The organism is Rhodococcus sp. LB1 (genome assembly GCF_001583455.1).
Lineage (GTDB): Bacteria > Actinomycetota > Actinomycetes > Mycobacteriales > Mycobacteriaceae > Rhodococcus_F > Rhodococcus_F opacus.
This window is the reverse complement of the sequence record NZ_LTCZ01000111.1, coordinates 1-19,962: the sequence shown is the minus strand read 5'-3', so window position 1 is coordinate 19,962 and position 19,962 is coordinate 1. Positions and strand designations below refer to the sequence as shown.

Here is a 19,962-nt window from a genome sequence, read left to right as displayed (position 1 = left end):
GCGTGGTGGGCGTGGGCGCCACCACTACGCCAGCTCGAGGGCCGACGCGACAGCGACAGGATCGACCGGGATCGGTTGAACCTCAGGCATACCCGCCAACGCCGTGTCGGGGTCCTTGAGGCCGTTACCGGTGACCGTGCAGACGACGGTCAGCCCCGAGTCCAGCCAGCCCTCCTTGCGGGCGGCGAGCAGACCTGCGACGCTCGCGGCCGAGGCGGGCTCGACGAACACCCCTTCGGTCCTGGCGATCAGCCGGTACGCCTCGAGGATCTCGTCGTCGGTCGCGGCCCGGAAGGCTCCGTGCGACTCTTCCTTGGCGGTGACCGCGCCGTTCCAGGACGCGGGCGAGCCGATGCGGATCGCGGTGGCGATCGTCTCCGGGTCCTTCACCGGTGCGCCGTGGACGAGCGGTGCGGCGCCGGCGGCCTGGACGCCGAGCATGCGGGGCTTCACGCTGGTGAGCCCGTCCGCGTAGTACTCGGAGTACCCGCGCCAGTACGCGGTGATGTTGCCCGCGTTGCCGACCGGGAGCGCGTGCACGTCGGGGGCCTTGCCCAGTGCGTCGCAGATCTCGAATGCCGCGGTCTTCTGGCCCTCGATGCGGACCGGGTTGACCGAGTTCACGAGCCCGATCGTGGGGAATTCCGCGGTGGTCTTGCGGGCCAGTTCGAGGCAGTCGTCGAAGTTGCCCTGCACCTGGATGATCCGCGCGCCGTGCATGACGGCCTGCGCGAGCTTGCCCATCGCGATCTTGCCCTGCGGCACCAGAACGGCGCAGGTCATCTTCGCCTTTGCGGCGTACGCGGCGGCGGAAGCGGACGTGTTACCCGTGGACGCGCACAGGACCGCCTGCTGACCGCGGGCGAGCGCGTCGGTGACGGCCATCGTCATGCCGCGGTCCTTGAACGAACCGGTCGGGTTGAGTCCCTCGACCTTCAGGTAGACGTCGCAACCGGTGAGTTCCGAGAGGTGCCCGGCGGGCAGCAGCGGGGTGCCGCCCTCGCGCAGGGTGACCGTCTTCCAGTTCGGTCCGATGGCGAGGCGGTCGCGGTAAGCCTCGATCAGCCCCGGCCAGGGGGTGTGAACGGGGTTGCGGGTGCCGGTCATTGTTCGGTGCCTTCCAGTCGCAGCACGCTGGTCACAGCGGTGACGAATTCGAGTTTGCTCAGTGCCTCAACGGTTTCCGACAGAGCAGAATCCGTCGCGACGTGGGTCACGACGACGAGGCGGGCACCGTCGCCGGCGCCTTCCTGCCGCACGGTGGAGATGCTGACGCCGTGCTGCGAGAATTCGGCAGCCACCGCCGACAGGACCCCGGCCTTGTCCGTCACCTGCATGTTGACGTAGTAGCGCGTGGGGATGTCGCCGATCGGCGCGATCTTCAGCTTGGCGTACTTGGACTCGCGGGGTCCGCGGCCACCGTTCACCTTGTTACGCGCGGCCATCACCAGGTCGCCCATCACGGCCGACGCGGTGGGGGCGCCGCCTGCGCCCTGCCCGTAGAACATCAGGCGTCCGGCGTTCTCCGCCTCGACGACGACCGCGTTGAACGCACCGTTGACCGAGGCCAGCGGATGTTCCAGCGGCACGAGCGCCGGGTAGACCCGCGCGGAGATCCGTTCCTTGCCCTCGGGGGTGGTGATCCGCTCGCAGATGGACAGCAGCTTGATCGTGCAGTCGAGTGCGCGGGCCGACGTCAGGTCGGCCGCGGTGATCTTGGAGATCCCCTCGCGGTACACGTCGGCGGCCGTGACCCGGGTGTGGAACGCGATCGACGCGAGGATCGCCGCCTTGGCCGCGGCGTCGTAGCCCTCCACGTCGGCGGTCGGATCGGCCTCGGCGTATCCCAGGCGTCCGGCCTCGGCGAGGGTCGCGGCGTAGTCCGCGCCGGTCTCGTCCATCGCCGACAGGATGAAGTTGGTGGTTCCGTTCACGATTCCGGCGACCTTGTTCACCCGGTCACCGGCGAGGGACTGGATGAGCGGGCGGATCACAGGGATCGCGCCGGCCACGGCGGCCTCGAAGTAGAGGTCGACGTTGTGCAGTTCCGCGGCCTCGGCCAGTTCACCGGTGTGATCGGCGAGCAGCGCCTTGTTGGCGGTGACGACGGACTTGCCGGAGTTGAGCGCCGAGAGGATCAGCTTGCGGGGCAGGTCCATGCCGCCTATCACCTCGACGACGAGGTCGACGTCGTCGCGGGCCACGAGTGACTCCGCGTCGGTGGTCTGCAACTCCTCGGGAATTCCGCGGTCCTTGCCGGGGCGGCGCACGGCCACTCCACGCAGTTCCAGCGGGGCACCGACGCGAGCCTCGAGGTCTTCGCTGTGCTCCCGCAGGATGCGCACGACCTCGCTCCCGACGTTGCCGAGGCCGAGGACGGCCACACCGATAGCGCGATGCGCCGATTCGCTCGTCACTCCTGTACCTCCAAGCTCAGCAGGTCTTCCACAGTTTCCCTCCGGAGGATCACGCGCGACTGTCCGTCGCGCACCGCCACCACGGCAGGGCGGGCGAGCAGGTTGTACCTGCTCGACATCGAATAGCAGTATGCACCGGTGGCCGCGACGGCGAGCAAATCGCCGGCGTCGATGTCCTCGGGCATCCAGGTGTCGCGGATCACGACGTCGCCGGACTCGCAGTGCTTACCGACGACGCGGGACACCACCGGTGCCGCGTCGCTGACCCGCGAGACCAGCTTGGCCTCGTACTCCGCCTGGTACAGCGCGGTACGGATGTTGTCGCTCATTCCGCCGTCGACGCTGACGTACCGGCGGGTGAGGTTGCTGCCGACGGTGACGTCCTTGATGGTGCCGACCTCGTACAGCGTCACCGTGCCGGGTCCGGCGATCGCGCGTCCGGGTTCGACGGCCAGCGTCGGCTCCGGCAGGCCGGCGAGCGCCGACTCGTTGCGCACGATGTCGCCCAGTTTGGCGGCGAGCTGGTCGACCGGCGGCGGGTCGTCGGTGGGGACGTAGGAGATTCCCATGCCGCCACCGAGGTCGATGATCGAGATCTGGGCGGTCTTGTCCACACCGAACTCCGCGACGACGTCCCGCAGGAGCCCGATCACGCGGTGTGCGGCCAACTCGAAGCCGTCGACGTCGAAGATCTGCGAGCCGATGTGGCTGTGGAGTCCCACCAGCCGCAGGTTGCCGGCGGCGAAGACCCGGCGGACCGCGTCGATCGCCTTTCCGCCCGCGAGCGAGAACCCGAACTTCTGGTCCTCGTGGGCCGTGGAGATGAACTCGTGGGTGTGTGCCTCGACTCCGACCGTCACGCGGATCAGAACGTCCTGCACCACACCGGCTTCGGCGGCCACCTTGTCGAGGCGGTCGATCTCCGTGGCGGAGTCGAGCACGATGTGCCCGACCCGGGCCGACACGGCGGCGTTCAGCTCGGCGACCGATTTGTTGTTGCCGTGCATGGCAATTCGCTCCGCCGGGAATCCGGCGTGCAGGGCGACCGCCAGTTCGCCGCCCGACGCGACGTCCAGGGACAGGCCCTCGTCGGCGACCCAGCGGGCGATCTCGCCGCACAGGAACGCCTTGGACGCGTAGTGCACCTTGGCGGTGGGCCCGAACGCACGGGCCATGTCGCGGCAGCGGGACCGGAAGTCGTCCTCGTCGACCACGAACAACGGTGTGCCGTACTTCTCGGCCAGTTCGGTAACCGGGATGCCCGCGAGACTGACGACTCCGTCCGCGGCGCGGTGTGCGTTGCGGGGCCACACCTCGGGAGAGAGTGCGGCGAATGCGGCCGCGTCGGCGGGACGTTCGGGCAGACCGGGTGCGTGCAGCTGTTCGGCGTGCTTGGGACCTGCGGGGTGCGCGTTCACATCTGCTCCGGTGCGCTGACGCCGAGCAGGGCCAGTCCGTTGGACAGGACCTGACGGGACGCGTCGCACAACGCCAGTCGCGCGGTGTGCAGCGGGCCGACTTCCTCGTCGCCCTGGGGCAGGATCCGGCAGGCGCCGTAGAACCGGTGGTAGGCACCGGCCAGCTCCTCGAGATACCGCGCAATGCGGTGCGGCTCACGCAGATTCGCGGCACTGGTGACGACGCGCGGGTACTCGCCGAGGGTGCGGATCAGATCGCCCTCCTGCTCCGAGACGAGCAGCGAGAAGTCGGGATTCGTGACGGCGATACCGAGGTCGGCGGCGTTGCGGGCGATGGCCGACAGGCGGGCGTGCGCGTATTGCACGTAGTACACCGGGTTCTCGTTGCCGGTGCTCGTCCACAGTTCGAGATCGATGTCGATGCTCGAATCCACCGACGACCGGATCATCGCGTACCGCGACGCGTCGACGCCGATCGCCTCGACGAGGTCGTCGAGGGTGATGACCGTCCCGGCGCGCTTGCTCATCTTCACGGCCACACCGTCGCGGACGAGGTTCACCATCTGGCCGATCAGCACCTCGACGGTGTCGGGGTCGTCGCCGAACGCGGCCGCGGCCGCCTTGAGCCGGCCGATGTACCCGTGGTGGTCGGCACCGAGCATGTAGATGCACAGGTCGAAGCCGCGGGAGCGCTTGTCCTGGAAGTAGGCGATGTCACCGGCGATGTACGCGGCGTTGCCGTCGCTCTTGATGACGACGCGGTCCTTGTCGTCGCCGAAGTCGGTGCTCTTGAGCCACCAGGCGCCGTCCTCCTGGAACAGGTTGCCGGAGTCCTTGAGCGTCTCGACGGCCTTCTCCACCGCACCGGATTCGAACAGCGAGTTCTCGTGGAAGTAGACGTCGAAGTCGACGCCGAACTCGTGCAGGGTGCGCTTGATGTGGGCGAACATCAGGTCGACGCCGATGGCGCGGAAGACTTCCTGCTGCTCGCCCGCGGGCAGTTCCAGCACGTCGGGGCGCTGCTGCTGCACCTGGGCGGCGATGTCGGCGATGTAGGCGCCCGCGTAGCCGTCCTCGGGGGCGGGTTCGCCCTTGGCGGCCGCGATCAGCGAGCGGGAGAACCGGTCGATCTGGGCGCCGTGGTCGTTGAAGTAGTACTCGCGGGTGACCGCCGCGCCCTGGGTGGACAGGATCCGGCCCAGCGCGTCGCCCACGGCCGCCCAGCGCGTTCCACCGAGGTGGATGGGGCCGGTGGGGTTGGCGGAGACGAACTCGAGGTTGATCTTCTTGCCGTCGAGCGTGTGTCCGGACCCGAAGGCGGCACCTTCCTCGAGGATCTTCGCGACGATCGCGCCCTGCGCGTCGGCGGCCAGGCGGATGTTGAGGAAGCCCGGGCCCGCGATGTCGGCGCTGTCGATGCCCGCGGCCGCGGTCAGCGCCTCGGCGAGCCAGCCGGCCAGCTCACGCGGGTTGGTACCGACCTTCTTGGCCACCTGCATCGCGACGTTGGTGGCGTAATCGCCGTGCTCGGGATTGCGCGGACGCTCGACCGTGAGAGTTTCGGGAAGCACGGACACGTCGAGTCCGCGTTCGGCGAGCACTTTCGCGGCGGTTCCGCGGAGCAGTTCGGCAAGGTCAGCTGGAGTCACAGGTATCTATCCTATGGCCAACGCGTCCCGGGCGGTGATCCGCCTTCCCGCGAGTCCCGCCGCGGGCCCGGCGACCGCCGGCGAGCGTGGCCGCGGCCACTCTCCCAGGTTGCGCTCAGGGTGGGAAAGTACAGTGGTGTCGCCCTGAGTCCCGGCCCTCAGCTTCCGGTTACCGGGGGTCGAGCGCCCGTAACCCACACACCGAAAGATCACAATCGATGCCAAGCGGTTCGGAAAGTCGCGGTCCCGATAAGAACTCGGGCGCGAAGTCGGCGAAGGCCATCAAGGCCGCCAAGAAGAGCAGCGGCGGCGCGAAAGTCAAGGGTGGCGCGTCCGCTCCGCGGAACATCCCCTGGCTGACGATCGGCGCCGGAGCTGCCGTTCTCGCACTCGTGGCGATCCTCGCGATCAACCTGGTCCCCAAGTACCAGGCCAAGGAAGAAGCCGCGAAGTACGCGCCGAGCGCCGAGAATCCCGACCCGTCGGTCAACATCGACGGCGTCGTCAAGGTCGACTATCCGGCCGGCATCCACATCCAGCCGACGCAGCGCGTCGCGTACGACCAGTCGCCCCCGTTCGGCGGCCCGCACGACGCCATCTGGGCGACGTGCACCGGCACGGTCTACCCGAACGCGATTCGCACCGAGAATGCCGTGCACTCGCTCGAGCACGGCGCCGTGTGGATCGCCTACAACCCGGACGATCTGTCCGCCGACCAGGTCGAGACGCTGAAGGACAAGGTGGACGGCGAGACGTACACGCTGATGTCGCCGTTCCCGGGCCTCGACAGCCCGGTCTCGCTGCAGTCGTGGGGCCACCAGCTGAAGCTGGACAGCGTCGACGACGACCGCATCGACCAGTTCATCACCGCGCTGCGGATCAACAAGAACACCTACCCGGAGGTCGGCGCGAGCTGCTCGTCCATCCCGGGCTCCGGTTTCGACCCCGACAACCCGCCGCCGTTCGACCCGAGCGCACCCGGCGCGGACGCGGTGCCGATGGACGGTGGCGGTATCAGCCCCGACCAGTCGGAGTCCGGCGGCGCGGGAGCACAGCTGCCCAGCGGCATGCAGCTCCCGAGCGACCTGCAGTTGCCGTCCGATCTGCAGCAGGCGCCGGCCGAGGGCGGCAATGGCTAGTTCTGCCGAATCCGGGTACGGACCCGAGACCGACTCCGCGGACGATCCAGCCCCGTCCCGGCCAAGTCAGCGCACAGCGCTCCTGGTCATCGGGCTGATCGGCGCCATCGCCCTCGGATTCGCGCTCGGGTTCCTCGCCCGGCTTCCGCTCGAGGACTCCGGCGCCCCGGTTCCCGAGGCCGGTTCCGTCGATGTCGGATTCGCGCAGGACATGAGCGTGCATCACAGCCAGGCGGTGGAGATGTCGGCGATCGCGCTGGCGGGCGCCACCGACCCGGCGGTGCGCGGCCTCGCGTACGACATCCTCACCACGCAGCAGAATCAGCTCGGGCAGATGCAGGGCTGGCTCGCGCTGTGGGATCAGCCGGCGCTGCCGTCCGGTGGCTACATGGGCTGGATGGAATCCGAGCACTCCGACGGTCACGACCACGGGTCCGCCGACAGCGGGCACATGGGATCGATGTCGACGATGCCGGGCATGGCGTCCTCGGAGGACATGGCCGCGTTGCGTCAGGCCACCGGTCCGGCCGTCGACGTCCTGTACCTCCAGCTGATGCTGCGTCACCACCAGGGCGGACTTCCGATGATGGAGTACGCGGCCCAGCACGCGTCGGAGGCCGCGGTGCGCTCTCTCGCGCAGACGATGGTGGACACCCAGCAGAGCGAGTCGACGGTGATGACGAACATGCTCACCGCGAAGGGTGCCGCTCCCCTTCCGATGAACTGACCTCCGGCTTCACGACCACGTCCAGTCGCGCACCTCGGGCATGTCCTCGAGGTGCGCGACGACGTATTCGCCGTGCCGTTCGAGTTGCCGGAGGCAGAAGTCGGCCAATTCGCCGGCACCGGCCGGCTCTCTGCGCGCGCGGCGCAGCGCCTCGAGGACCAGGTGGTAGCGGCTCATCCGGTTGAGCACGACCATGTCGAACGGTGTGGTCGTGGTGCCCTGTTCGCTGAACCCGCGAACGTGGAACCGGTCCGGGGCGGGTCGCCCGTGGATCAGCTCGTGGACGGCGCGCGAGTACCCGTGGAACGCGAACACCACGTCCGTGTCCGCGGTGAACAGGTCGAGGAACATGCGTGCCTCGAATCCGTGCGGGTGTTCGGTGGGGGTGAGCAACCCCATCAGGTCGACGACGTTGACCACCCGGGTGACCAGGTCCGGCGTGTGTTCGCGCAGCAACTGCGCCGCGGCGAGAATCTCCTGGGTCGGAACGTCCCCGGCGGCCGCGAGCACGACGTCCGGGTCGGTGCCCGCCGCGCCTTCCGTCCCCGCCCACTCCCACACCGACGCCCCGGCCGCGCAGTGCGCATGTGCCTCCGCGAGGGTCAGGTACTGCAGGTGCGGCTGCTTGTCGACCACGATGAGGTTGACGTGATCGGTGCTGCGGAGGCAGTGGTCGGCGATGGAGAGCAGGGTGTTCGAGTCCGGTGGCAGCCAGATCCGGACGACGTCCGGTGCGAGCGGGATGACGGCGTCGATCATGCCCGGCCCCTGATGGCTGAACCCGTTGTGGTCGTTGCGCCAGCACGTGCTGGTCAGCAAGACGTTCAGCGACGCCACCGGTGCCCGCCACGGCAGATCCACCGCGTGCTGCAGCCACTTCGTGTGCTGGACGAGCATCGACACGCTCACCATCGCGAACGCCTCGTAGCTGGCGAACAGCCCGTGCCGCCCCGACAGCAGATATCCCTCGAGCCATCCCTCGCAGAGGTGCTCGCTGAGCACTTCCATCACCCGGCCGCGGGCCGACAGTCCGTCGTCGTAGTCGGTGACCGGCAGCTGCCAGCAGCGGTCGGTCACCTCGAACACGGCGCCCAACCGGTTGCTGGACGTTTCGTCCGGACAGAACAGCCGGAAGTAGCCACCGCCGTCGGGCGTGGTGGTGCCGGCGTACAGGTCGCGGAGCAGTTCCCCGAGCACCCGGGTGGTCTCGTGGTGGGTGGTGCCGGGCTTCTCGATCGCGAGCGCGTACTTCTCCAGCGGCGGCACGGGAAGATCAGCACGCAGGCGGCCGCCGTTCGCGTACGGCGACGAACCCATCCGCTTGTCGCCCTGCGGCGCGAGCCGCTCGAGGTCCGGAACGAGTGCGCCGGAGGAGTCGAACAGTTCGCCGGGGCCGTAGGACCGCATCCACTCCTCGAGCTGACGCAGATGCGCCTCGTCGGTCCGCACCCCCGCCAGCGGAACCTGATGCGCCCGGTGCGTGCCCTCGACGAGCACGCCGTCGACGGTGCGCGGACCGGTCCAGCCCTTCGGGGTCCGCAGCACGATCGCCGGCCACTTGGCTGCGCTGCGCCGGCCGGCCCGCGCCTCCCGCTGCAGGTCGGAGATCGCAGCGTGCGCGTCGGTGAAGGCGCGATGCAGCGCCGGGAAGACCTGCCTCGGGTCGTCGCCGGAGACGACGGTCGGCGCCCACCCCTGACCGTCGAGGAACGCCTCGACGTCCGCGTCGCTGCTGCGACCGTAGACGGTCGGCCCGGCGATCTTCGCTCCGTTGACGTGCAGGATAGGCAACACCGCTCCGTCACGTTCCGGATTGAGGAATGCGGGGAGTTTCCACGAACCGGACAGTGGTGCCGTCTCAGCCTCGCCGTCTCCGATCACGCACGCCACCAACAGATTCGGGTGATCGAACGCCGCCCCGGCGGCATGCGCGAGAGCGTAGCCGAGCTCGCCGCCCTCGTGGATGCTGCCCGGCGTCTGCACACTGACGTGACTCGGGATGCCACCCGGCGTCGAGAACTGCCGGCAGAGCCGGTGGATACCGGCGACATCGCGGGACACGCCCGGGTACACCTCCGAGTACGTCCCCTCCAGGTACGTGGCGGCGACGAGCGCAGGACCACCGTGTCCGGGACCCGTCACATAGAGACAGTCGGTGTCGGTCCGGCGGATGAGACGGTTCAGCAGGGCATAGATCATCGACAGGCCCGGGCTCGTCCCCCAGTGCCCGAGCAGCCGGGGTTTGATGTGTTCGGGGCGCAGCGGCTCACGCAGAAGCGCGTTGTCCTGCAGGTAGATCTGCGCGACCGTCAGATAGTTGGCCGCCGCCCACCACCTCAGGTCCAACTCGAGGTCGGAATCGGAATAGTGCCCGTCGGAGTCCTTCGACCCGACCTGCCGTCCATCGGTCATTCTCGACCCCTCCCCGAGAGTTCGCGAGCGTCCACGTCCTCCCGACACTAGGCGTGTTCGGGCCGCTACCGGGGCGAGTCCACGAAGTAGGGGGACCGATTTGGTCGATCCCACTACCCATGCGCTACGATTGGCCAGCCCAATCGGCACACCGGTTTTCCGGTGCGCCCCCGTAGCTCAGGGGATAGAGCGTTCGCCTCCGGAGCGAAAGGTCGCAGGTTCGAATCCTGCCGGGGGCACCACGAGGAACTGCGTCGCCTGTCGCGGCGCAGCCTTTCTCTCTGGTGCTACCAGTCTTCCCCGAGTGATCTCCTCGGGCTTTGTCGAGAGCTGCAGCCGCGCCGGCAGATGCCGCGCACATCGATCGAACGCTGGCCTCCTCCATTGCGGGTTCCGCGGCAACAACTCTCTGCCGAAGACTCTCTCCGGCAGTGTCGACCAAGGGACACCCCTGTGCAGCAACACCGCTCTCATCCACTCACCCTCGGCGTCGTCGCGCGTTCGAGTAAAACTGACGAACGCCGGCTCCCGATCCACCCGCTCCACTTCGACCGGATCGACCCCGACCTCCGTGGCCGCATCCATCTCGAGTACGGCTACGGCGAGCCCTTCGGCGTGTCCGACGAGCAGCTGGCCCTGTCGGTGGGAGGGTTACGCACCCGCGAGCAGCTGATCGAGCACAACGACGTCCTCCTGCTGCCCAAACCTCTCGCGAAGGATCTGGCGGACCTGCGTGACGGCCAGATCCTGTGGGGGTGGCCGCACTGCGTCCAGGACACGGAGCTCACCCAGGTGGCCGTCGATCGCCACCTCACGTTGATCGCGTTCGAGGCCATGAACCACTGGAGCGTCGAGGGGTCGTTCCAGCTCCATGTCTTCCACAAGAACAACGAGCTCGCCGGATACAGCTCGGTGCTGCACGCCCTGTCGATCGCGGGGTCGACCGGCGACTACGGCCGCCGCCTCCGCGCCGTGGTCCTCGGCTTCGGTGCCACCGCCCGCGGCGCCGTGACCGCGCTGAACGCCCTGGGCATCCACGACGTCCACGTCGTCACCCAGCGCGGGGTCACCGCCGTGAGCTCGCCGATCCACTCCGCGGAGATCGTGCAGTTCGATCACGACGACGCCGATCCGCGCCGCAGCCACGTCACCACCGACGAGGGCCGGATGCCGCTCGCCGGGTTCCTCGCCCGGCACGACATCATCGTCAACTGCGTCCTGCAGGACACGGAATCGCCGCTGACGTTCCTGATCGACTCGGACGTCGAGACCCTCCTGCCCGGCAGCCTCGTCGTCGACGTGTCCTGCGACGAGGGAATGGGCTTCAGCTGGGCCCGGCCCACGTCGTTCGCCGATCCGACGTTCATGATCGGTGAGAACATCCGCTACTACGCGGTCGATCACAGCCCGTCCTACCTGTGGAATTCGGCGACGTGGGAGATCAGCGAGGCCCTGCTCCCGCACCTGGGGACCGTCCTCGACGGACCCGCCGCCTGGGACCGCAGCGACACGATCCGGCGGGCCGTCGAGATCCGTGACGGGGTCGTGCAGAACCCCCGGATCCTGTCGTTCCAGCATCGCGCGGCGGACTACCCGCACCCCGTTCTCGCCTGATCGTCGGAACGAACGGGACGCTCGTTCGATCTGACGCGACGAGCGTCCCGTTCGTCCGGGACGATGGAGCGTTCAGGCCGGGGTGCTGCGGCGCATTTCGCGTCGGAGGATCTTCCCACTGGCCGTCTTGGGCAGTTCGTCGACGATCTCGACGCGCCTCGGGGCCTTGTAGCTGGCCAGCCGCTCCCGGCAGTACTCGACGAGGTCGTCCGTCTCGACCGTCTGCCCGGGGCGGAGGCTGACGAACGCGGCGACGGTCTCGCCGCGGTAGCTGTCCGGCTCGCCGACGACGGCGGCCTCACGGACCGCCGGGTGCCGGTACAGGACGTCCTCGACCTCGCGCGGCCAGACCTTGAACCCGGACGCGTTGATCATGTCCTTCTTGCGATCGACGACGTACACCCAGCCCTGGGCGTCCATGAATCCCACATCGCCGGTGAGCAACCGGCCGCCGGGCAGCGACTGCGCCGTGGCGTCCGGTTTGTTCCAGTACGCGGGCACGACCATCGGCCCGTCGACGGCGATCTCCCCGACTTCGAGCGGGTCGAGGTCGTGCCCGTCCTCCCCGACGATCCGGATCACGGCGGAGGGAAGGGGCAGGCCGATCGCCAGCGTGCCCGATGACGGATCGACCGGCGCCTCCAGGTTCGGCGGGACGACGACGCACGGTGCGCTGGTCTCGGTGAGCCCGTAACCGTTGCGGATGTACTTTCCGGTCAGCTCCCGGAACCGTTCGACGATGGCGGGGGGCAGCGGGGCGCCACCGGACATCACGGCCTCCAGCGAAGCGAATCGCTCACCGGAGAAGTCGGGGTGTGCCATCAGCGCCATGTAGGCGGTGGACGGGCCGACCATGAACACCGGCCGCTCCCGCTCGAGGGCGTCGAGGACGACCCCTGCGTCGAACCGGTACGCGAGGATCAGCGGCGACGCCAGGTCGATCGCGGTGAGCAGCTGGCACACCATGCCCGTGATGTGGAACAGCGGTGCGAGCGCGAAGATCGGCGAACCGGCGGGCTTGCTCTCGTACAGGCGCAGGATCGAACTGTTGACGGTGAGATTCCGGTGGGTGTTGGTCGCTCCCTTCGGGACTCCACTCGTTCCGGACGTGTAGGACACGAGTGCGACGTCGTCCGGGACCAGACCGGGATCCGACACGCCGGCCCCCGCGCGCGCCCGGGCCACCTCGAGCAGGTCCGGCACGGCCTCTGCGCGCACCCGGGTCACGCCCCCGAACACCCGTGGGTCGCCGGACGTCTGGATGTCGAGTTCGCTCGCGGTCAGCGCGATCCGCACACCCGCGGCGGATGCCCGCTCCGCCACCCGATCGGCCCACGCGTTCTCGCTGCACACGATCGCGGTGACTCCGGCGTCCGTGAGGATGTGGGAGAGCTCGTCCCGGTACATCGGGTTCAGCGGGACGACGACACCGCCCGCCTTCCACGTGCCGAGCAACGCCAGCACGAACTGCGGGATGTTCTGCAGGTAGATCGCGAGCCGGTCGCCCTTCCCGAATCCGTTCTCGGTGAGGTAGGCGGCCACACCGTCGCTGAGTTCGTCGACCTCGCGGTAGTCGAGGGTGCCTCCGAGGTACCGGATGGCCGGCCCGTCCGGGGCGGATTCGACCGCGGCGGAGAACATGTCGAGCGCTGTCCGGGCGGGGATCTCCCCCATTGAACGCGTGTTCTCGTCGTACCGGTCCATCCAGGGCCTGTCGTCGTACCAGCTCATCGCGGCCGTACCGCCTCTCGCTCGTTCCGTGTTCCGACTGTCTGACGTGGTGTTCAGCGTGTTCCCGAGATCCCGCCGTCGACGGGGACGACGGTGCCGGTGAGGTAGGCCCCGGCACGCGAGGAGAGGAAGATCGCCGTGCCCGCGACGTCTTCCGGGGTGCCGACCCGGCCGAGCGGCACCGATCCCTCGACCGCCTCCTTCCGCTCCGGATCGTCCAGGACGAACGCCATCATCTTGCTCGGAAACGGCCCGGGGGCAATTGCATTGACGGTGATCCGCTCGGCGGCCAGCGTCGCTGCGAGCTTGCGGGTGAGCATGTGGACCGCGGCCTTGCTCGCCCCGTACGAGAAGTTCTCGCTACCCGACACCACGAGTCCGTCGATCGATCCGATGTTGATCACCCGGGCAGGGTCACCGTCCGTCGCCGCGGCCCGCAGACTCGGCAGCAACGCCTGGGTGAGCATGAACACGCCCTTGACGTTGATGTCGAAGATCTTGTCGAAACCGGCGGCGGGGAAATCGTCGACCGGCGCACCCCACGTCGCTCCGGCGTTGTTCACCAGGACGTCCAGCCGGGGCGACACCTCGGCGACCCGCGCGACGAGGCCCTCGATCCCCTCCTCGGTGGACAGGTCGGCGGGGTGTGCGTGACACGTCCCCGGCCCGGCGGCGGACAGTTCGGCCGCGGCCTTCTCGCACGCCTCGGCCTTGCGGGCGGAGATGATCACGGTCGCCCCGGCCAGGGCGAATCCTTGCGCGATCATCCGGCCGATACCCCGCGAACCTCCGGTGACCACCACGGTCTTGCCTGCGACGTCGAACAGTGAACCGATGTCCATGTGTGTTCCCTTCAGGGTTGGAAGACGAGGCGGCCGACGGTGCTGCCGTCACCGAGCCGGCCGATGCCGTCGGCGACGTCCGCGAGCGAGAGCCGCTCGCTGATGAGCGGCTTGATCGCACCGGAGTCGGCGAGACGGGTCAATTCCTCGTGGCAGTCGGCGATCGCCTGCTGGTTGTACTGCTTGTACAGACCCCAGTGCAGGCCGATGATCGAGTAGTTCTTGATCAGGGCGTGATTGAGGCCGGGTGTCGGGATGGTGCCGCCGGCGAAACCGATGATCAGGATCCGGCCTTCGAACGCGATGCACTTGGTGGACTTCGCGTAGGCGTCGCCGCCGACCGGGTCGTAGACGACGTCCGCGCCGCGTCCGCCGGTGAATTCCTTGACCAGCGGAACGAAATCGTCGGTGTGCCGGTCGATCACCAGATCCGCCCCCAGCCGGCGGCAGTACTCGACCTTGTCGGCGCCTCCGACGACGCCGATCACCTTCGCTCCGGCGGCCTTGCCCAATTGCACTGCGGCGCTGCCCACTCCGCCCGCGGCGGCATGGACGAGCAGCGTCTCCCCCGGCTTCAGCTGGGTGCGCCGGTGAAGGGCGAACCAGCTCGTCTGGTAGCCGATGCTCAACGCCGACGCCTCGGCGTCGTCGAGCGCGGACGGGGCGGCGAACGTGTTGGCCTCGTCCATCACGGCCATCTGGGCGAATCCGCCGCCGGGCAGGTTGGGGTTGCCGATCACCCGGTCGCCGACGGCGAAGCGGGTCACGCCGTCACCGACCTCCAGCACCTCACCGCACAGCTCGACCCCTGGAGTGAACGGCAGCGGCGGCTTGATCTGGTATTCGCCGCGGCACAGCAGCACGTCGGGGAAGTTCGCCGGTGCGGCGAGAACTTTCACCAGCACCTGGCCGGGGCCTGCTGTCGGGTCCGGGACCTCCTCGAGTTGCAGCGCGGTGCGCGGCTCGCCGAGTTCGTGGACACGCCATGCCTTCATGGATTGCTTCCTGACTGTCGGTGGTGTGGCTCGGGTTATGCGGGCAGGTCGATCAGGTCGGCGAGGCGCGCGCGGTGGCGGTAGGCGGTGCCGAACGCGAGCTGATCGCTCTTCGCCCTCTTCAGATACAGGTGTGCGGGGTATTCCCACGTCATACCGATCCCGCCGTGCAATTGGACGCACTCCTCGGCGGCGTGGACCGCGACGTCACTGCAGTACGCCTGGGCGACGGCAGCCGCGACCTCGGCGTCCGCGTCGCCCCGGGCGGCGGTGTCCGCGGCGTAGCGGGCAGCGGCGGCCGCGGAGGTGACCTCGAGCCACAGGTCGGCGAGGCGGTGCTTGATCGCCTGGAACGACCCGACGGCGCGGCCGAACTGGGTTCGCTCCTTGACGTACGCCAGGGTGGTCTCGAAGCACCACTGCGCGAGCCCGAGTTGCTCGGAGGCGAGCAGTGCGGCACCGACGACGAGGGCCTCACGGACCGCCGCCGCGGCGTTGCCGTCGTCGATGCGGGTGGACGCGGCGGCGTCGAACGCGACATCGGACAGTGGCCGGGTCATGTCGAGCGCGAGCACGGGGGTGACCGTGACGCCGGCAGTGCCTGCGGGCACCGTGTGCAGTTCGAGTCCACCGGGACCCTCGACGGGCACGATCAGGATGTCGGCCTCCGAGACGCCCGCGACACTGGTCACGGTGCCGGTCAGGGCGTCGCCGTCCCGGCGCACGGTCGGGGTGAACCGGCCCGGTGCGGTCGCGAGCCCGACCGTGAGCGCACCGGTGGTCGTCCCGTCGGCGAGTGCGCCGACCGTTCGCGTGTCTCCCGCCTTCAGCAGCGCGACCGTCGCGAGTACGGCGCTGGAAAGGTACGGGACGGGCGCGACGGCACGTCCGATCTCCTCCATGACCACCCCGGCCTCGCGTGCGCTCGCGCCGGCGCCGCCCAGGTCCTCGGGGACGAGCAGGCCCGCCAGTCCGAGTTCGACGGCGAGGGATTTCCACACTCCGGAGAAGTCTGCGGGTGCCCGGTCGTACGCCCCGACCACCAGTTCCGGTGGGCAGCGGTCGGCGAGGAGGCGGCGGACGGAGTCGCGCAGGGCGTCTTCCGTGTCGGAATACAGCAGATCTGCGGCGCTCATCGGGGCAGGTCCTTCCAGGCGATGTCCTTGTCGACGCGATGCTCCGGCGGGAGGCCGAGGACGCGTTCTGCGATGACGTTGCGCAGGATCTCGGACGTGCCGCCCTCGATCGAGTTGCCTTTCGCGCGCAGGTACCGGTAGCCGGGTTCACGGCCGGTGAAGTCGACCTTGTCGGGGCGGCGCATGGTCCAGTCGTCGTACCGCAGCCCCGCCTCACCGTGGAGTTCGATGTCGAAACCCGAAATGGTCTGCGCGAGCCGGGCGAAGGCCAGCTTCAGGCCGGATCCCTCCGGGCCGGGTTGCCCGGCCTCGAGTTGTTGCCGCAGGCGTTCCCCGGTCAGCCGGGCGACCTCCGCTTCGACCCACAGCCGCAGCAGTTCGTCGTGCATCGCAGGATCGCGGAGTTCGGGTTGCTCCCGCCAGGCCTGGGCGACCGGTCCGATCATCCCGCTCTCTCGGGCGGCCGCGGAACCGCCGATCGCCACCCGCTCGTTGTTGAGGGTCGCGGTGGCCACCCGCCAGCCCTGCCCCTCGTCGCCGAGCCGATCGGTATCGGGAATGTGGACGTCGGTGAGGAACACTTCGTTGAACTCGGCCTCACCGGTGATCTGCCGCAACGGCCGGACGTCGATACCGGGATCGCTCATGTCGCACAGGAAGTACGTGAGCCCGGCGTGCTTGGGCACCGTCGGATCCGTCCGGGCCACGAGGATCGCCATCTGCGCGTTCTGCGCCCCCGACGTCCACACCTTCTGCCCGTTGACCGTCCAGCCGTCACCCTCACGGACGGCTCGCGTCGCGACCGCGGCCAGGTCGGAGCCCGCCCCCGGTTCGCTGAACAACTGGCAGTAGATGTGCTCGCTGGTGAAGATCGGCCGCAGGTACTTCTGCTGTTGTTCCTCGGTGCCGAACGCGGCGATGGTCGGCGCGGCCATGCCCAATCCGATCCCGTTGCGGCCCTTCGCCGGACCGGGCGCTCCGGCGGCGGCGAGTTCGGCGTCGACCTGCGCCTGGAAGCTCTGCGGCAGCCCGAGCCCGCCGCGTCCGGGCGGGAAGTGGACCCATGCGAGGCCGGCGTCGAATCGGGCTCCGAGGAACCCGGTCGGATCCGACAGGTCGTTCTGTTCGACGAGGGTCGCGACGCGATCGCCGAGGTCGCGTGCGATCGCCTGTTCGTCAGTGGTCATGTTCCTCAGTCCTTCGGTCCGCCGGCCACGTAGATCACTTGCCCGGACACGAATCCGGCACCCTCACTCGCCAGGAACGACGCGGTGTTGGCGATGTCCTCGGGCTGCCCGACGCGGTTCACCGGGATCTGCGACGCCGCCGCCTTCTTGAAGTCCTCGAAGCCGACACCCACCCGTTCGGCGGTGGCGGCGGTCATCTCGGTCTCGATGAAGCCGGGAGCGATCGCGTTCGCGGTGACACCGAACTTGCCCAGTTCGATGGCGAGCGTCTTGGTGAAGCCCTGCATGCCGGCCTTGGCGGCGGAGTAGTTGACCTGCCCGCGGTTACCGAGGGCGGACGTGCTCGACAGGTTCACGATGCGGCCGAACCCGGCGTCGACCATGTGCTGCTGCACGGCCCGCGACATCAGGAACGCACCGCGCAGGTGCACGTTCATGACGGCGTCCCAGTCGTCGACGGTCATCTTGAACAGCAGGTTGTCGCGGGTGATCCCGGCGTTGTTGATCAGGATCGTCGGGGCACCGAGTTCGGTCGCCACCCGCTCGACCGCCGCTGCGACGGACGCCTCGTCGGCGACGTTCGCGCCCACGGCAAGTGCCCGGCCGCCAGCGGACTCGATAGCGTCGACGGTTGCCGCGCAGGCGGACTCGTCGAGGTCGAGCACGGCCACCGCGTACCCGTCGCTCGCCAGTTTCCTCGCCACCGCGGCACCGATGCCTCGTGCCGCGCCGGTGACGATTGCCGTTCTCTTCATGAAATTCTCCATCGTCGTTCGATCAGATTCCGGCCCGGGCGGCGATGTCGCACGCCTTGGCCACGAGGTCGTCGATGCGCTCGACGGTCGGGGTGCCCGCGGCCGCCTTGTTCTGCGGTTCGTCCCGCGCGCGGCGCATGACGCCCTCCGCGATGACCGCGACCTTCCACAGGCCGAGGACGTGCCAGAACGCCAGGGCTTTCGGGTCGCGGCCGGTCTCGTCGAGGTACACCCCGGCGATCTCCACCCGGTCCGGGAAACCGTCGAGGGTGGACGCGGGGAAGTCGCCGCCGGTCGACTCGCCCGGCTCCGGCCAGTACGCGAGCAGGCTGCCGACGTCGGCGAGCGGGTCGCCGAGGGTGCACAACTCCCAGTCCAGGGCCGCGGTCACCTCCCCGGTCTCGTGGGAGGTGATGACGTTGCGCAGGTGGAAGTCGCCGTGCACCAGTGTCAGTTCCCGCTGCTCCGGCACCGAGGCGGCGAGCCGTCGGGTCAGGTCGTCGAGGGCGGGCAACTCGCGGGTCTTCGACTTCTCCCACTGCCCCGACCACCGCTTGAGCTGACGCTGCGCGTACGGCTTGTGGCTGGCCAGGTCGGTCAACCCGGTCCGGTCGAGGTCCACCGCGTGGATCTTCGCGAGCGTCCGCGGCAGCGACAGACCGATCGCCCGGCGACGTTCCGGGGTCAGGGACTCCGCGATCGACATGCGATCGACGACCTGTCCGTCGACGAACTCCATCAGCAGCAGCGGTACCTCGCTCACCTCCGGGTCGTCGGTGAGTCCGAACACCCGCGGGGTGGGCACCACGGTGTCCTCGAGGGCGGAGAGGATCCGCGCCTCACGGGCGACGTCGTGGGCCGACGCCAGCAGGTGTCCGAGGGGTGGGCGCCGGAGCACCCATCTGCCACCCGCCCGGTCCTGGACCAGGTAGGTGAGGTTCGACTGGCCGAGTCCGATCCGGTCGAAGGTCAGCGGTCCGGCACCGTCGATGCCGAGCGTGCCGAACCAGCGGCTCACGGCATCGGTGTCGATGCCGACGACGTCCACGCTAGACACCGAGCTGGGCCCCCTGCCGGAACGGGAGGGCGTCGCCGAGCAGTTGACCGCCGTCGATCACCATGGTTTCGCCGGTGATCCAGCTCGCGGCATCGGAGACGAGGAACGCGACCGCGGACGCGATGTCCGCGGGTTCGCCGATCCGCCCCAGCGCCGTGGACTCCGACACGGCCTGCTCGTGTTCCTTCCAGAGCGCCTCGGCGAGCTTGGTCCGCACCACACCGGGAGCGACGGCATTGACCCGCACCTTCGGTGAGAGTTCCAGTGCCAGTTGCTTGGTGAGATGGATCAGCGCGGCCTTGGACGCGTTGTACAGACCGATGTTCGCCTCGAAGGCCATGCCGCCGATGGAGGCGGTGTTGACCACGGCGCCGCCGTGCTCGCCCATCCACGCCTTCGTGGCGAGCCCCGTCCACAGCACCGGAGCCCACAGGTTCACGTCGAAGGTCTTGGCGAATCGCGCGTGGTCCTGGTCGATGATCGGCCCGAACGAAGGGTTGGTTCCCGCATTGTTGACCAGTATGTCCAGGCTGCCGAAGCGTTCGAGGGTGACGTCGACGCAGCGCCGGGCGGCCTCTTCGTCGACGGCGTGGGCGGCAATTCCGATCGCGGTGCCCCCGACCTCGGCCGCGGCGGCGTCGGCCGATTCCTGGGACCGTGAGGTGAGCACCACGTTGCCGCCTGCGGCCGCGATGGCCTTGGCGACGGCCAGGCCGATGCCCCGCGACGCGCCGGTGACGATCGCGGTGCGTCCGGTGAGGTCGAGTCCGGCCATGTCAGCTCACCGCAACCTTGTGTCCGTTGGTGGAGGCGCTGACGGCGGTGTCGCGGTACTGCCGGAGTTCCTGCCGCGCGATGGCGCGCTTGTGGACCTCGTCCGGTC

Annotated in this window: 16 protein-coding genes and 1 tRNA gene; 4 read left to right on the top strand and 13 right to left on the bottom strand. The window is 69.0% G+C overall.

All coding sequences use genetic code 11. The annotated features are described in order from the left end of the window. Window positions 1–24 precede the first annotated feature (24 nt). From thrC to argS, 4 genes are read right to left on the bottom strand one after another with little or no spacing between them, the layout of a single operon-like run. A complete protein-coding gene (gene thrC / locus AZG88_RS17595; RefSeq protein ID WP_005252945.1) occupies window positions 25–1,107 on the bottom strand; it encodes a threonine synthase in 1,083 nt (360 codons plus the stop codon). After that, complete coding sequence (locus AZG88_RS17590; protein WP_005252944.1) at window positions 1,104–2,417, bottom strand: homoserine dehydrogenase; 1,314 nt, start codon at window positions 2,415–2,417, stop codon at window positions 1,104–1,106. Before AZG88_RS17590 ends, thrC begins: the two co-directional genes overlap by 4 nt. Next, window positions 2,414–3,835, bottom strand: coding sequence for a diaminopimelate decarboxylase (lysA, locus tag AZG88_RS17585; protein WP_005252943.1), 1,422 nt, complete (start codon window positions 3,833–3,835; stop codon window positions 2,414–2,416). Before lysA ends, AZG88_RS17590 begins: the two co-directional genes overlap by 4 nt. Then, window positions 3,832–5,484, bottom strand: coding sequence for an arginine--tRNA ligase (argS, locus tag AZG88_RS17580; RefSeq protein ID WP_061698410.1), 1,653 nt, complete (start codon window positions 5,482–5,484; stop codon window positions 3,832–3,834). Before argS ends, lysA begins: the two co-directional genes overlap by 4 nt. A 218-nt stretch (window positions 5,485–5,702) precedes the next feature. On the opposite strand from argS, the gene AZG88_RS17575 reads away from it, so the two are divergent. Together AZG88_RS17575 and AZG88_RS17570 are read left to right on the top strand one after the other, a co-directional pair. Continuing rightward, entirely contained in the window at window positions 5,703–6,623 is a 921-nt protein-coding gene (locus AZG88_RS17575) for a DUF3105 domain-containing protein (RefSeq protein ID WP_005252941.1), read from the top strand. Then, the gene (locus AZG88_RS17570; protein ID WP_005252940.1) at window positions 6,616–7,350 is read left to right on the top strand and encodes a DUF305 domain-containing protein; all 735 of its coding nucleotides are present in this window, start codon (window positions 6,616–6,618) and stop codon (window positions 7,348–7,350) included. Before AZG88_RS17575 ends, AZG88_RS17570 begins: the two co-directional genes overlap by 8 nt. Before the next feature lie 9 nt (window positions 7,351–7,359). Here AZG88_RS17570 and AZG88_RS17565 read toward each other — a convergent pair whose 3' ends face one another. Beyond that, on the bottom strand, window positions 7,360–9,762 hold the full coding sequence (locus AZG88_RS17565) for a phosphoketolase family protein (RefSeq protein ID WP_061698409.1): 2,403 nt from the start codon (window positions 9,760–9,762) through the stop codon (window positions 7,360–7,362). A gap of 166 nt (window positions 9,763–9,928) precedes the next feature. Here AZG88_RS17565 and AZG88_RS17560 point away from each other — a divergent pair. After that, window positions 9,929–10,004: transfer RNA gene (locus AZG88_RS17560), tRNA-Arg, on the top strand. 211 nt (window positions 10,005–10,215) lie between these two features. Beyond that, window positions 10,216–11,376 carry a N(5)-(carboxyethyl)ornithine synthase gene (locus tag AZG88_RS17555; RefSeq protein ID WP_061698408.1) on the top strand — a complete coding sequence of 387 codons (1,161 nt, stop codon included), beginning with the start codon at window positions 10,216–10,218 and terminating at the stop codon, window positions 11,374–11,376. 72 nt (window positions 11,377–11,448) lie between these two features. Here AZG88_RS17555 and AZG88_RS17550 read toward each other — a convergent pair whose 3' ends face one another. From AZG88_RS17550 to AZG88_RS17515, 8 genes are read right to left on the bottom strand one after another with little or no spacing between them, the layout of a single operon-like run. Next, a complete protein-coding gene (locus AZG88_RS17550) occupies window positions 11,449–13,107 on the bottom strand; it encodes an AMP-binding protein (protein ID WP_061698407.1) in 1,659 nt (552 codons plus the stop codon). Window positions 13,108–13,160: 53 nt separating this feature from the next. Next, window positions 13,161–13,949, bottom strand: a complete 789-nt coding sequence (locus AZG88_RS17545) for a RhlG family 3-oxoacyl-ACP reductase (protein WP_061045527.1) — start codon at window positions 13,947–13,949, stop codon at window positions 13,161–13,163. 11 nt (window positions 13,950–13,960) lie between these two features. After that, a complete protein-coding gene (locus tag AZG88_RS17540) occupies window positions 13,961–14,944 on the bottom strand; it encodes an NADPH:quinone oxidoreductase family protein (protein WP_061698406.1) in 984 nt (327 codons plus the stop codon). A 35-nt stretch (window positions 14,945–14,979) separates the two neighbouring features. Beyond that, window positions 14,980–16,080, bottom strand: coding sequence for an acyl-CoA dehydrogenase family protein (locus AZG88_RS17535; protein ID WP_005252934.1), 1,101 nt, complete (start codon window positions 16,078–16,080; stop codon window positions 14,980–14,982). Then, complete coding sequence (locus tag AZG88_RS17530) at window positions 16,077–17,267, bottom strand: acyl-CoA dehydrogenase family protein (protein ID WP_005252933.1); 1,191 nt, start codon at window positions 17,265–17,267, stop codon at window positions 16,077–16,079. The genes AZG88_RS17535 and AZG88_RS17530 overlap by 4 nt, the downstream gene beginning before the upstream one ends. A 5-nt stretch (window positions 17,268–17,272) precedes the next feature. After that, window positions 17,273–18,034: a 3-oxoacyl-ACP reductase FabG gene (gene fabG / locus AZG88_RS17525; RefSeq protein ID WP_061698405.1), complete on the bottom strand. Its 762-nt coding sequence runs from the start codon at window positions 18,032–18,034 to the stop codon at window positions 17,273–17,275. Between the two features lie 10 nt (window positions 18,035–18,044). Further along, on the bottom strand, window positions 18,045–19,079 hold the full coding sequence (locus AZG88_RS17520; RefSeq protein WP_005252931.1) for a phosphotransferase family protein: 1,035 nt from the start codon (window positions 19,077–19,079) through the stop codon (window positions 18,045–18,047). Then, the gene (locus AZG88_RS17515; RefSeq protein ID WP_005252930.1) at window positions 19,072–19,854 is read right to left on the bottom strand and encodes an SDR family oxidoreductase; all 783 of its coding nucleotides are present in this window, start codon (window positions 19,852–19,854) and stop codon (window positions 19,072–19,074) included. Before AZG88_RS17515 ends, AZG88_RS17520 begins: the two co-directional genes overlap by 8 nt. Window positions 19,855–19,962 lie beyond the last annotated feature (108 nt).